The sequence below is a fragment of the Nonlabens ulvanivorans genome (assembly GCF_032922765.1).
Classification (GTDB): Bacteria; Bacteroidota; Bacteroidia; order Flavobacteriales; family Flavobacteriaceae; genus Nonlabens; species Nonlabens ulvanivorans.
In genome coordinates, this window is the sequence record NZ_CP136694.1 from 717,373 (window position 1) to 731,135 (window position 13,763).

Sequence of the window (13,763 nt, forward strand, 5' to 3'; positions counted from 1 at the left end):
AAAAGTAAGTTTTTATGATTTCGCTTTCGCGAAAGCGTGAAACAAACTATCTATTTACCGTTTTTAAATTATCATTCACCGCCTGATTATAAGCTCTAGGATTATTAGCTTTTTTAATCGCCTTAAAAGCTTTTTGCGGATTAGGAAATGTCTGCGACCAGTATTCCCAGAATCCTTGCATTTTCATTTTGATAGGTGTAGGACCTTGTAGAAAAGCATCATACTCCTGATAAATGGTATCGTGAAATTCACGGAAGATTTCCCAGCGATTCTCTGGATAAATCTCTGTATCTGCTTTAATCATACTGGGTAAAAAAGGATCTGCTATGAGACCGCGACCGAGCATCCAGTGGTCAATGGTAGGGAATTGTTCCTGCATTTTTCTAAAACCGGCAACCGTAGTGATGTCCCCATTATAATAAAGCTTGGTTTTAGAAGTATCCAGACAACGCTGGAAAGATTCTAAATCTACGCCACCTTTATATAATTGCTTACCTATGCGCGCATGAATGGCTATACTTTTAATAGGATATTTTTCTAGTATAGGGAATGTATCCAGTATCTCTGTAGGTTCTAGATAGCCCATTCTCATTTTCATAGAAACAATCACATCAGTCTCGGCATGCACTCGATCTAGTATTTCATCTATTTTAGATGGTTCACAAATCAAACCACTTCCCATACCTTTTTTAGTCACCATAGGATAAGGGCAACCTAGATTCCAGTTGAGTTCTTTGTAACCTAATGACCTGATGTACTTCACAGCGGTAATAAAATCGTCAGCACTATTAGTCATTACTTGCGGTATCAAATCTGGAACATGGTTGTTCTCTAATTGTAGATCACGCTGGTATTTGCTGCTTATCTCAGGTTTATTATTAAACCTAATGTATGGTGCATAAAAGGTATCGATACCACCAAAATATTTATGAACCGCATTCCTAAAACGGAATTCTGTAAAGCCTTGCAGTGGCGATGAGAGTAGGGTAAAAGACATGAGGTAATTTGATAGTCAAATTTAGTATACTTAAAAGACTTCATGCTATCAATTTTTCAATCATTTTAGATTATAGAAAGTTTATTGATTTTGACTTCATTTTCATTTTTTGCTTGATCAAAAAACGAAACAAAAAAATCAAGGCTTAAGAACCTAAAACTAAAAATTTTGTTAGCTGCGGCGCAAAAAGAAGGTTAGTCGATATCAACTACCATAGCGCTGAAAAATAGATTTATCTCATTACATTTCATTTCATTTCAAATGATTTTTGCTGAACCCTACGCTTCACTTCATTTTTTACGTATTATGTTCTTAGGCCGTTAAGAACAATCTGATTAATTAAAAAGGAGCTGGTGCTTTAAAAGAAACCGCTTTATGCGTTATAGGATGAATGAATTTAATAAACTCGGCATGTAAATGTAATCGATTCGTTGCCGTTCCATAAAGATCATCGCCCACAATAGGTGCATTTAATCCACTAGCATGTGCCGCGTGAACTCTCAATTGGTGCGTGCGACCAGTAATCGGGTAGAAGTGAACCAGTGTTTCTTTTTCTCTACGTTCTAACACTTGATATTTAGTTCGAGCAGATTTACCGTATTCATAACATACCAGTTGAGTAGGTCTGTTATCTAGATCTACGCGCAATGGTAATTCAATCATTCCTTCGTTATTCTCTAAAACTCCACTGAGTAATGCAACATATCTTTTTGAAATCGTACGATTGATAAACTGTTCTTGAATAAAGTGATAGTATTCTAGATTCTTAGTAGCTACTAAAATTCCAGATGTAGACATATCTAATCTATGAACTAGAATCGGTCCAGTCGCATCTGGATATAACTCCTTAAGCCTACTATAAACACAGTCTTTTATGGTTTTCCCAGGAACTGATAAAAACTCTTCTGGCTTGTTCACAATGATGATGGCCTCATCTTCATAGATCACTTCCATCGTTTTATTTAATCCTGGATTGATCAGTAGTGGATTGTCCTCTACATCTAGTCCTTGCAACATGTGTCCTAATATGGGTTCACATTTACTACGGCAAGCAGGATAAAATTGTTTGTGCTTTCTGATTTGCGATTTAGACGATTTTCCCCACCAGAATTCGGCTAGAGCAATGGGTTTTAATGCTTTTGCAAAAGCGTATTGCAATAACTTAGGAGCAGCACAATCACCAGTAGAAGCAGGTGGAGCACCTAGATTTAACTCATTAAAAATCTCTAAAACATTTTTGCGCTCTCCATTTGCATTTAGAAGGTCATACTGTTTAAAAATCCAATCTTGTAAATCTAGGGATTGTTGCCTGCGTTGTGTGGTGAGCGCTTCCATTTGCGATTGATATTGATCAACGATAACTTGAAATGGTTGCTGTTTTTCTAATAAATAAATCTCGTATTCACGATAGAGAAACTTCTGATTGAGATGTTGCTGGTGTTGTAAAGCTTGAAGCTGTTTAAGTTCTTGCTCGTCTAGAGTTTTAGAGCTTTGTCTAAGTTGTGCTTTAAGTTCTCGAGATTGCAGCTTATGTTTTTTGCGTTGCGTTTCCAGTAAAATTAACGCATCTTCTTTGAGTTTTTGAAGATGATTTAACGCGGCAATGTATTCTGGAGTTTGCTCTAGAGTGGTAACTTGAAGGCTCAGTTTTGTAAATTCTTTAAACTGTCCATCACAATAATTTTTATCAAAATCCTCAACATAAGCAGCTGGTACAAAGGGATCAATATCCATGGTTCCATCGATCTGACCACTAAAAGCAGATAGATATCCTAGTTCACCTTTCTCGTTTTGTACCACTAGCACACCAAACATTTTTCCTGCGGCTTCTCCAGCGCCTGTTTTCTCATTCCAAAAGTTATGCTGCCAGTTTTGCGGTTGTTCTAAATATTCTTGCAATTCTCGGGTTGCTATTAAGGACAATTCATGTGGATCATAGAAAATCGGAAACGTAAACTTCTCTGGAATAGAAATTCCAGAAATGTCTGTTTTAAAAGGAGTAAAGCAATTTTCTAATGAAGGCATTAAAGCTAGTTATTATTTAAAAACCTCACAGGTTTTCAATACCAGTGAGGTTATATGTTTATAATCAGGTATTAGTGTCTAAAAATTTTACAAACTCTGCATGCCTACTAGCCCGTTATACAAGCCTTTCATTTCAATCAACTCGGCATGTGTTCCTTGCTCTGCAATTTCACCTTTATTCATAACTACAATGTTGTCGGCATTTTGAATGGTAGAAAGTCTGTGCGCAATCACAATAGAGGTTCTGTTTTTCATTACTTTTTCAAGAGCATCTTGCACCAAACGTTCACTTTCTGTATCCAGTGCGCTTGTCGCTTCATCAAGTACTAGGATAGGAGCGTTTTTAAGCACTGCTCTAGCGATTGAAAGTCTTTGCTTTTGTCCACCACTTAGTTTTCCACCACTATCGCCTATGTTAGTATGGATCCCATCAGGAAGGTCTTTTACAAATTCCCAAGCGTTTGCAATTTTAAGAGCGTTAATGATTTCTTCATCACTAGCGTTTTTATTGGCTAGAGCAACGTTAACAGCAATCGTATCATTAAATAAGATAGAATCTTGTGTTACCAGTGCCATTTGATCACGTAAGCTTTTAAGACTTAAATCCTTTATATCGTGACCATCCATAGAAATGGTACCGTCTTGCACGTCATAGAATCGAGTAAGTAGATTTGCGATAGTACTTTTACCAGAACCACTTTGACCTACTAAGGCAACACTCTTTCCTTTGGGTATATGAAGAGAGAAGTTCTTTAATACGTTTTCGTCTTCATAAGCAAAGGTGACATTATTGATGTTAATGCCTTGCTTAAAACGATCAATAATTATTGGGTTAGTTGGGTCAACGATGGTGTTTTCAGTATGTAAAATTTGAAGAACACGTTCTGCTGCAGCGTTACCTTTTTTTACACCATAACTAGCTTTAGAAAGTGCTTTTGCTGGTGTAAGAATGGCATATGCTAATCCCATAAAAGTAATAAAGGTAGATCCAGCGATAGTGCCATCTACTAAAACCATGCGTCCACCAAACCATAATAAAACACCTATGACGGCAATACCTAAAACTTCACTTACTGGGCTGGCAAAACTTTTACGTTTATCAAGACTGTTGGTAAACCTACGGAATCTGCTTGTGGTTTTCTCAAAGCTATCTTGCATGCGTTCTTCTGCATTAAAACCTTTAATGACTTTAAGTCCACCTAGAGTTTCTTCTAGTTGAGAAAGAACAGCACCTTGTTCCTTTTGTACACGTTCTGATTTACTTTTTAATCGTTTACCTATAAGCGATATGATATAACCGCTAATGGGAATAAACACTAATACAAATAAAGTCAGTTTAACGCTAAACATCAACATAGCGGCAAGTGCAAAAATAATATTGAGCGGTTCTTTAACGATTAACTCCAGTATGGATAGAAAACTACTTTGAATCTCAATCACATCTGTGGTGGCGCGAGAAATCACATCACCTTTACGTTTTTCAGAAAAATAAGAAACAGGAAGATTTACTATTTTCTTATATAAATCATCACGTAAATCCTTCATAATTCCAGTCCTGAAAAATGTCAAGAAATACATTCCTAAATAACCAAATACATTCTTTAAAAAGAACAAACTGATTACTAAGACAATCATTAAGATTAACGCTTGTTCTTGATCATTTTTTGCAACTTCAGATACGTAGTAATTGACATAGCCTTCTACAAACTCTTTTGTTTTTGTAAAATCAGTCCAGACAGGTTTGTTATAAACTTCTTCAGTTTCTTGAAATAGCACCTGTAATACAGGCATTAGGGAAACAAATGATAACGTACTAAAAAATGCAAAGAGTACATTACTTATGATATTGAGTACCGCCCATTTTTTATAAGGCTTTGCATACCCAAGAATCTCATTGAAATAATTCATTAATTAAATATCAAAATCGGCTAGAATGCCGTTAATTTTTTTGTTAAGTTGTTCTTGTACTGCAGGATAATTAGCAACATCATCTAGCGGTGCTTTCACACTGATATAGAACTTAATTTTAGGTTCAGTTCCACTAGGTCTCGCTGCAATCTTTGAGCCATCTGCTAGATAAAAGATTAAAACGTTAGATTTAGGAACTTCTAGTGTTTCTGTTTTATTTAAATCCTTGTTTACTCTAGTACTCGCAGCATAGTCTTCTACAATAATGACATCTTGTCCAGCAATTTGTTTTGGTGTGTTTTCTCGCAGGTCGATCATCATTTGTTTGATTTCTTGAGCACCCGAGATTCCTTTTTTAACTAGAGACACGAGTCTTTCTTGATAACAGCCGTGTTTTACGTAAAGTTTTAATAGTTCTTGATAGGTTGTGGATGAGTTCGCTTTCGCGTAAGCGTACATCTCACAAGCTAACAATGCCGCAGTCACCGCATCTTTATCACGTACAAAGTCACCAACCATGTAGCCAAAACTTTCTTCACCACCACCGATAAAGTCTTGTTGTGGATGGTCTTTAATCATCTTTGCGATCCACTTAAATCCGGTCAATCCTTCTTTGCATTCCACCTGATAAGCCATCGCTAGATCATGCATCATAGGTGTTGATACAATGGTAGAGCCTATGAATGGTTGCGTCGCGTTTTTTAAATCTGATTGTTGTAAAAGAAAGTCTGTCATGGCAATCATGGTTTGATTACCATTAAGCAATACCATTTTACCATCATTATCTCGTACAGCAACACCTAGACGATCACTGTCTGGATCTGTACCTATGACGATGTCTGCATGGATTTTATCTGCCAGTTCTACAGCCATTTTAAGAGCTTCTGGTTCTTCTGGATTAGGAGATGCTACCGTTGGGAAATTACCATCAGGAATCGCTTGTTCTTTAACGACGTGCAAGTCTGTAAAACCAGCTCTTTTTAAGGTCTCTGGAATTAATGTAATACTCGTACCGTGTAAACTCGTAAAAATTATTTTTAATCGAGAGCGATCTACATCGCCAGCAATTTTACCAGCCTTAATACTGTCCACGATGAATGCATTATCATCCTCAGGCGTTAATAATTCAATGAGATCTGGATTACCATTAAAATTAATATCTTCAAAATGGAGAGAAGCGATAAGGTCTAGTATTGCTTTATCTTGTGGTGGTACTAACTGTCCGCCATCTTGCCAGTATACTTTGTAACCATTATACTCTGGCGGATTATGACTGGCAGTAAGCACAATACCAGCATGGCAATCTTTGGCTTTTACGGTATAGGATAGTAATGGAGTAGGGCGCAGGTCTTCAAAGAGGTAAACATGTATACCATTTGCGCTAAAAACGTCTGCCACTACTTGTGCTAGTTCTTTAGAATTATGACGACAATCAAAGGCGATAGCTACTTTAATTTGTTCATCTTTAAAGGTGTCTTTTAAATATTGAGAAAGACCTTGTGTGTTTTTACCTAAAGTATATTTATTGATACGATTAGTCCCAACACCCATAATACCACGCATACCACCAGTTCCAAATTCTAAATCTTTATAGAAAGATTCTTGAAAATCTGCGTTATTTGCGCTTATTAAAGCAAGGGTTTTTGTAATTGTATCGGTATCAAATGGCGCTTGTGTCCATGATTGAGCATTTTTAAGAATAGCTTCTTTATCCATTTTTATGACGTATGAATGAAGTACAAAGATAACAGAAAATAGTAGGTCGTAGGCAGGTCTGATTTGTGTGTACCGCAATACCGTGCAGTCCAATTTATCTGTTCTTGAAAAGTGTAGGTAACTTAATGGAGTTACTTCCTAAATTTTAAACTTCTTTTTCAATGCGGTAACGGTTCACTTGGTTCCCATTTCTAAGAATTAATTCTCCTAGAAAACCAGCAATAAAGAATAAAACGCCCAATAGCATAGTGGTGAGTGCAATAAAGAACCACGGATTATCGGTTACTAATCCATAAGGAATATCATTGGCCATTTTATAAAGTTTTGAAAACCCTACATAACCAGCGGTTATAAAACCTAGCATAAACATAATAACACCTAGTGCGCCGAAAAGGTGCATAGGTCGTTTACCGTATTTTGATATAAAAGCAATGGTAATCAAATCCAAAAACCCATTAATGAAACGTTCATAACCAAATTTAGTCGTTCCATATTTTCTAGCTTGATGGATCACTTCTTTTTGAGCGATGTCGCTAAAACCAGCATTTTTGGCCAGCACAGGTATATAGCGATGCATCTCGCCATGAACATCTATATTTTTAATAACCGTTGCTTTATATGCTTTTAAACCACAGTTAAAATCATTTAATTGTACGCCGCTGGTTTTACGTGCTGCCCAGTTGAATAGTTTACTAGGTAAATTTTTTGCAATAACGCTATCATACCTTTTTTTCTTCCAGCCGCTTACTAGGTCATGATGTTGATCAGCAATCATGTGGTATAATTCCGGAATCTCATCTGGACTGTCTTGCAAGTCTGCATCCATAGTAATTACGACTTCGCCTTGTGCCTTATGAAAACCGGCATGCAAGGCTTGTGATTTCCCATAATTACTCAAAAACTTTATGGTATGTGTGGTTTCATGCTTACGCGAAAGCGTATCCAAAACATCCCAACTGCCATCTGTACTACCATCATCTATAAAAATGATCTCATAGCTGATGTCCATGGTCTCCATAACGCGTAGGATCCAAGCGTGTAATTCTGGAAGAGATTCTTCCTCATTTAACAGCGGTATGACAATGGATAAATTCATGCAAGATATTCTATATAAATATGACAACTAAGCCTGTTGTGGCGCTTCTTTTCTGAAAATTAAAGCTGATAAGATTCCAAAAATAGTGTAAAACAATAGTTTAGAAATAAAGCCAGTAAAGTAGCTGCCTAGACTATAAACAGGTTTTTTAAAAACATCTTGATTTGCGAGAGCATTTTCATTTTTCTGAGCAAACTCTTCCGTAGCTTTTTCGGCTATGGCTTGTGCACCTGGATCTATTTGTACATAAATAAGGTAGTTTGCGATAAAATCTACCAGAAAAATAACAAGCATACACAAGAAAAAAGCGAGGACACCTTGCTTTAAGGATAGATAACTGTTGAGGCTGGACTTGCTCCACCATTGTGCGGCAATTCCAAAGGGAATAGGTAATATCATCATGGCAATACCTAAGCCTACACTGCTAAATGCTTGAATTTGCCATATATAAATGACTAAAGCTAGATTTGCCACCGCACCGATAAGGCCTACTATGAAAGCGTTTTTCTTTACTATTTGATCCAAAATGTTCTTTTTTTTAAGAAATACAAATATAATGGTTTGCATTACGCCCGAAAGCTATAAATTGCACAGATATATTTAAGCAATCTATTTGTAGATTTAATTATAATGATTAAATTTGCAGCCGCAAAAGAATAAGATTAAGATCATGCAAAAAGGAATTCACCCAGAAGATTATAGACTAGTAGCTTTTAAAGACATGTCTAACGAACAAATATTTTTAACTAAATCGACAGCTCCTACTAAGGAAACGATTGAGTTTGAAGGTAACGAGTATCCACTTATTAAATTGGAAATCTCTCGTACTTCTCATCCTTTTTATACTGGTGAGACTAAACTTTTAGATACGGCTGGTCGTATTGACAAGTTCAAAACTAAATATGCAAAATTCAAGAAGTAATCTTCTTAGAATTTTAACGATATTAAAAAGCTTCGCCTTGTGCGAGGCTTTTTTTGTTTTTTAAAAAGTACCTTTACTTTATAATTATTTATTCATTAATACAATCCTATTGTAGTGCCACATACGGTCACGATAGTCTAATGAACTCTAGCAAACACTTAATGCCTGATTGCTGGTAAGTAACTATACTTACAGTGTTATATAATCACGCGCTTTGCTCTTCTCATTAATTTGCAACTCGTTCTTCACAACGCAAATTGATGAATACAGAAATCAATGCCCATAAGCCTGCACCATTTGTAACAGGTAAACGATTAGAGGTTTTTAATCTTTCTACAGAAATTAAGAAAACCATTCAAGCGCTAGAAGCTGGTAAACCAGTTCTTATTGCAGATTATTATAGCAATGGAGTTCTACTACTTAAAGAACTACAGCAGTATCTTAAAAGTAAGATGCCCCATAAAACATTTCAAGAACAACGTGAGTATCGTGCTGCTTATCACAAGCTGTCTAACCTCATACTTCTAGAAATCATCAATTATAAAATCGATGTAAAAAAAGCACCTGCTATAGGCTGGCTTGAAAAACTGTATACCGGTAACACTAATTTTTTACTTACGTTTCCACAAGTTCAAGGATTAAATAGTTCCTGGCAGTGGTATCAAAATGGAATATCGGTACCTACCTTAAGAAATAAGATACATCCTTACTATGGTGTTTATTTCCCGACTAGATTTGATCATTTAACCGTTTTTGATAACTGGTTAAAGCGCTATAAAGGTTCTAAAAAAACAGCTATTGACGTAGGTGTTGGTAGTGGTGCGCTTTCATTTCAGTTAGTAGGTCATGGTTTTCAGAAAGTATATGGGACAGATATCAATCCTAATGCTATTATAGGTCTTACAGAATTTATGGGCGATACAAAGCTTTCTAGAAAGATAGAGCTGGATCATGCACCATTATTTGGTAAATGGGATAAACAGACAGAATTAATAGTATTTAATCCACCGTGGTTACCCATTTCTTCAGAAAACGATAGGACCGATAAGGCGATGTATTACCCAGAAGAGTTATTCTCAGAATTTTTTGCTGCTGCAAAAGAACGACTGGCTGTAGAAGGAAAACTACTAATCTTATTTTCTAACCTTGCACAAATAACTGATGTCACTAATGATCATCCTATTGAAAGCGAGATCGCACATCACGACAGGTTTCAATTAGAACGATGTTATAAAAAAAGGGTTAAAGCTGCTTCAGATAAAACTACTAGAGAACAAAACTGGCGTGCTAGTGAAGAAGTAGAACTATGGGTTTTGGTTCATAAAAACAGTGATTAATACATCTGTATCCACTTATAGCGGTAACAGTAATTTCTGATTTTGATCTCTATGATATCATTTAGTTATCATGGATTTTTTAATCACGCTTTCGCGAAAGCGTGATATTTATCATCTTATAGAACGCAAAACACTATTTTGATGACCAACCAAAGGCCTCATTTATCTCGTTGTAGACCACTTTACCAGATATGATATTAAGTCCTTTTTCTAGGCTTGGATTCTGACTGCAAGCTTTTTCCCAACCATGACGAGCTAGTTGAAGCGCATAAGGTAAGGTCACATTAGTAAGTGCCACGGTAGAAGTATAAGGTACTGCACCAGGCATATTTGCAACGGTATAATGTACGACGTCATCGATGATGTAAATAGGATCTTCATGTGTGGTAGGTCTAGTAGTTTCAACACAACCACCTTGATCAACAGCGACATCTACAATCACAGTACCTGGACGCATTTCTTTAAGCATATCGCGTGTGATAAGGTTAGGAGCTTTGGCACCTTTTAAAAGTACACCACCTATAATTAGGTCGTGCGTCTTGATATGTTTCCTGATGTTGAATTCATTAGAGAATTCTGTCACGACGTGCGGTGGCATTACATCATTTACATAGCGCAATCGTTTCATATTAATATCCATGATGGTGACGTGTGCGCCAAGACCTGCGGCCATTTTTGCGGCCTGAATTCCTACCACGCCAGCTCCTAGAACTAAAACCTTACCAGGAGCAACACCTGGAACACCACCTAATAGAACGCCTCTTCCTTTTACGGGCTTTTCTAAATATTTTGCGCCTTGCTGTATGGCGAGTCTACCAGCTACCTCAGACATAGGTGTTAGTAGTGGTAAGGTGCCTTCTTGATCTTCTACGGTTTCATAAGCGATGCAAATGGCTTTGGCTTTTATCATAGCGGCCGTAAGAGGCTCGCTAGAAGCAAAGTGAAAATAGGTAAACAGCACTTGTCCTTCTCTCACTAGATCATATTCTAGCTCGATAGGTTCTTTTACTTTTACGATTAATTCTGCTATGGTATATACTTCTTCAATGGTGTTAACTATGATCGCACCGGCTTTTTTATAGTCGTTGTCAAAAAAGCCGCTTCCTTCACCAGCGGTGGATTGCACATAAACGGTGTGGTTGTTTTTTACCATTTCATAAACTCCGGCAGGTGTCATACTTACTCTACTTTCGTTATTTTTAATCTCTTTTGGGATTCCAACAATCATTTTTAAGCCATTTATATTAAAAAACCGAAGTTGTGACTTTTTATTGACTTATAAAAGTATAAATCATTAATTATATAGGGTATACTGATTTAAAAGTGTATTTTTAAATATTTGATCCCTATTTTTTATGGGGTATATTGATTTTAATTAAGATTAAGTCTATAGTGAATTATTCGTTTTTAGTTAGTTTTTCTAAACGAATTAGACAATTCATTGAGTGAAGTTTATCCTAATTATATGAAATCAAAAATTCAAATATATTTTGATAGAATTGGTCAGTTTCTGAAATCATGTATTGCTATTGCAAAATAGGGCAGACGATATGATGAAATACAGATTTTCATCTAGCCTCGATAAATCAAGAAAAAGAACTTAAAAAAAGGCTTATAAAAATCAATTTATTGATTTTTATAAGCCCTGAATAATAATGTCTTAAATTAACGAAGAAAAGAGGTGTTTGTTACCTCAGTTCTTTGTTGCCCACAGTTTTTATTCCAATTGTAATTTTTTAAAGAATATTCTATTTCGTAATGTAGCATCTTTTAATAATTTCCTAAAACTAATAATTTCAATATACATTTTGTAACCTCTATGAAATCCAAAATATCCTTCTTTGTCAGGACTTTCGGTTAATTGATTGTGTAAAGCAAATTCTTTTATTTTGGGTGTAATATCTGCAATTACATAACCATAAATTGGTGTGCAATCATTTACTTTAATTTGTTCAACACCATTAGGCATTTCATACTTTCCAGAACGGATTTTATTTAAATATCTTCCTATTTGTAGAATTGGGTCGTCTTTTTCTCTGTAATTAGTTCTTTTTGGTCTTTTAAATTCAAATATGGTTAATGGATTACTAAATTCATTGTCTCCATTTCTGAAAGATTTTTTTTGGTCAAAAACAACTAAATCTGGCTCGTCAAGTGCTTTATTTGCTTTCTTTGAAGATATTTTTTCGTCAGATGAAATAAATTCAGAAAAAACCAACCTTTCATCAAGTAGCCAAAGATTATGTTCTTCATATGTTGTGTTTTCTGAATTTCTCCTCATTGGGTAGATGATGTTATGGATTTCTTCTTCTAAAAATCCATCTCCATTTTCATTTCTTTTTAGTAATTCCCCAAACGCTTCTAAAATACATTTACGATTATAAACGTAATGAGCTAAATCGCTTTTTCCTATTTCAGAAATCTCAGAAATCATTTCATTTAGATTTCCATTTTTTAAGTTTTCTGGGTCTTCAAAGAATTCATTAAATCTACTTCTTGTATTAATTTCTTTTTTATGCTTGACTTTGTGAAGTTCCATTTCTATTTCATTATCAGATAGATTATATCCGATTTTTGAAAAGTCTAAATCATTAACATATGATTTATGCCAAGGTGCATTTTCAGTAACGTATTTTTTTATTTTATCAACTTTTTTTTCTGACCTTGTTGAAATGTCGTTATTAAATATCTCTTTTGTTTGAAGTGCTGATTCTCTCTCAATATCTGCTTGTGAAAAAGGATAATATACTTCTCCTTTTTCTTTGCCAAAATCAAATGTTTCTCTTTCTAAAGAAACGTTTTTGTCAAGATATTCCCCAAGTATATATGTTTTAATAATGTAATTTTTACGACTTTGAGTTGAAGGATTTATATCATAAAAATCATCTTCAAATTCTGGAACATATTTGTGTAAATTGGTTTCTGTAACTTCTCTATTGTGTCCAGTTAGGCTAATTTTACTTTTTTGATTACCAGCGTAATATATTTTAAATACTTTACCAGTAAAATGTTCAGTTACATTTTTATCTGTAGTTAGTTTAAAAGCAAAATTTTCTATCTCTTGTATTTCATTTTTTCCAGTTATGTAATCGTTCAGAATTATTGAATGACTATCATCTGCTTCTTTTACAATAATTGTTGGACAGCTAAAAGAATCGTTAATAAAATAAACTAGAAGTTTTTCAAGTAATTTCCTTGAAATAGTTTCTATATACTTGTCGAAAGAATGAGTTTCAATAAGATTATTTAAATTTAGTACGGAATAAGTATCAATTGCTTGAGTCTCTTCAATTGTTTCATCTACAATTATTTCAAATTGTCTACCAAACCTAAACTCTCTTGATTTTAAATCACCATTTTCATTCCTAAAAACGCTAGAAACATTTACATCTCCAAAGTACTTTACAAACATAAATCGTCCAAAACCTTTTCCTCCAATCTCTTTTTTATGTTGACTATAAAATGTGTCAAAAGAATCTCTGTTTTTTTGATTAAATCCTGTTCCATTATCTCTAATAGAAATTGATTTAATATTCGGTATTTGGTTTTCAAATTCAAGAACTTTTTCTCGGTGTAAAATAATTTCTATTTTTCCGTTATTCTCGTCTTTATTTGAAATTGATTGAATGGAATTAACAATAGATTCAATAACTGGTGTATACACATTAGATTTACTTTTAATGTTGTCAATTGTACCTTGTATGTTAATTCTACTCATATTCTCTTAAATTGTGGGCAACGTTAAGTATAAGAAACGTGGGG

10 protein-coding genes are annotated in these 13,763 nt (G+C 34.9%); 2 read left to right on the forward strand and 8 right to left on the reverse strand.

What is annotated here, in order from left to right; translation table 11 throughout:
* Window positions 1–46 precede the first annotated feature (46 nt).
* The 6 genes from R1T42_RS03250 to R1T42_RS03275 form a co-directional block, all read right to left on the reverse strand.
* The gene (locus R1T42_RS03250; RefSeq protein ID WP_317291284.1) at window positions 47–997 is read right to left on the reverse strand and encodes a tRNA dihydrouridine synthase; all 951 of its coding nucleotides are present in this window, start codon (window positions 995–997) and stop codon (window positions 47–49) included.
* 339 nt (window positions 998–1,336) lie between these two features.
* A complete protein-coding gene (locus R1T42_RS03255; RefSeq protein ID WP_317291285.1) occupies window positions 1,337–3,022 on the reverse strand; it encodes an RluA family pseudouridine synthase in 1,686 nt (561 codons plus the stop codon).
* A gap of 87 nt (window positions 3,023–3,109) precedes the next feature.
* A complete protein-coding gene (locus tag R1T42_RS03260) occupies window positions 3,110–4,930 on the reverse strand; it encodes an ABC transporter ATP-binding protein (protein ID WP_317291286.1) in 1,821 nt (606 codons plus the stop codon).
* 3 nt (window positions 4,931–4,933) lie between these two features.
* Entirely contained in the window at window positions 4,934–6,646 is a 1,713-nt protein-coding gene (locus tag R1T42_RS03265) for a phospho-sugar mutase (RefSeq protein ID WP_317291287.1), read from the reverse strand.
* Window positions 6,647–6,791: 145 nt separating this feature from the next.
* Window positions 6,792–7,742: a glycosyltransferase family 2 protein gene (locus R1T42_RS03270; RefSeq protein WP_036580582.1), complete on the reverse strand. Its 951-nt coding sequence runs from the start codon at window positions 7,740–7,742 to the stop codon at window positions 6,792–6,794.
* Window positions 7,743–7,769: 27 nt separating this feature from the next.
* Entirely contained in the window at window positions 7,770–8,267 is a 498-nt protein-coding gene (locus tag R1T42_RS03275) for a DUF4199 domain-containing protein (RefSeq protein ID WP_160165383.1), read from the reverse strand.
* Window positions 8,268–8,412: 145 nt separating this feature from the next.
* On the opposite strand from R1T42_RS03275, the gene R1T42_RS03280 reads away from it, so the two are divergent.
* Together R1T42_RS03280 and R1T42_RS03285 are read left to right on the forward strand one after the other, a co-directional pair.
* Window positions 8,413–8,664, forward strand: coding sequence for a type B 50S ribosomal protein L31 (locus tag R1T42_RS03280; RefSeq protein WP_036580578.1), 252 nt, complete (start codon window positions 8,413–8,415; stop codon window positions 8,662–8,664).
* 260 nt (window positions 8,665–8,924) lie between these two features.
* Window positions 8,925–10,001: a methyltransferase gene (locus R1T42_RS03285; protein ID WP_317291288.1), complete on the forward strand. Its 1,077-nt coding sequence runs from the start codon at window positions 8,925–8,927 to the stop codon at window positions 9,999–10,001.
* A gap of 133 nt (window positions 10,002–10,134) precedes the next feature.
* Here R1T42_RS03285 and ald read toward each other — a convergent pair whose 3' ends face one another.
* Both ald and R1T42_RS03295 read right to left on the reverse strand, forming a co-directional pair.
* Window positions 10,135–11,229, reverse strand: a complete 1,095-nt coding sequence (gene ald / locus R1T42_RS03290; RefSeq protein ID WP_036580572.1) for an alanine dehydrogenase — start codon at window positions 11,227–11,229, stop codon at window positions 10,135–10,137.
* A 489-nt stretch (window positions 11,230–11,718) separates the two neighbouring features.
* Window positions 11,719–13,719 (reverse strand): ATP-binding protein, encoded by a 2,001-nt coding sequence (locus R1T42_RS03295; protein WP_317291289.1) that lies wholly within the window; start codon window positions 13,717–13,719, stop codon window positions 11,719–11,721.
* Window positions 13,720–13,763: the final 44 nt, after the last annotated feature.

Coding starts and splice junctions, on each gene's coding strand:
- ald (WP_036580572.1), bottom strand. CDS start 11,229: ATGATTGTTGGAATCCCAAAAGAGATTAAAAATAACGAAAGTAGAGTA.
- R1T42_RS03265 (WP_317291287.1), bottom strand. CDS start 6,646: ATGGATAAAGAAGCTATTCTTAAAAATGCTCAATCATGGACACAAGCG.
- R1T42_RS03250 (WP_317291284.1), bottom strand. CDS start 997: ATGTCTTTTACCCTACTCTCATCGCCACTGCAAGGCTTTACAGAATTC.
- R1T42_RS03285 (WP_317291288.1), top strand. CDS start 8,925: ATGAATACAGAAATCAATGCCCATAAGCCTGCACCATTTGTAACAGGT.
- R1T42_RS03270 (WP_036580582.1), bottom strand. CDS start 7,742: ATGAATTTATCCATTGTCATACCGCTGTTAAATGAGGAAGAATCTCTT.
- R1T42_RS03295 (WP_317291289.1), bottom strand. CDS start 13,719: ATGAGTAGAATTAACATACAAGGTACAATTGACAACATTAAAAGTAAA.
- R1T42_RS03280 (WP_036580578.1), top strand. CDS start 8,413: ATGCAAAAAGGAATTCACCCAGAAGATTATAGACTAGTAGCTTTTAAA.
- R1T42_RS03260 (WP_317291286.1), bottom strand. CDS start 4,930: ATGAATTATTTCAATGAGATTCTTGGGTATGCAAAGCCTTATAAAAAA.
- R1T42_RS03255 (WP_317291285.1), bottom strand. CDS start 3,022: ATGCCTTCATTAGAAAATTGCTTTACTCCTTTTAAAACAGACATTTCT.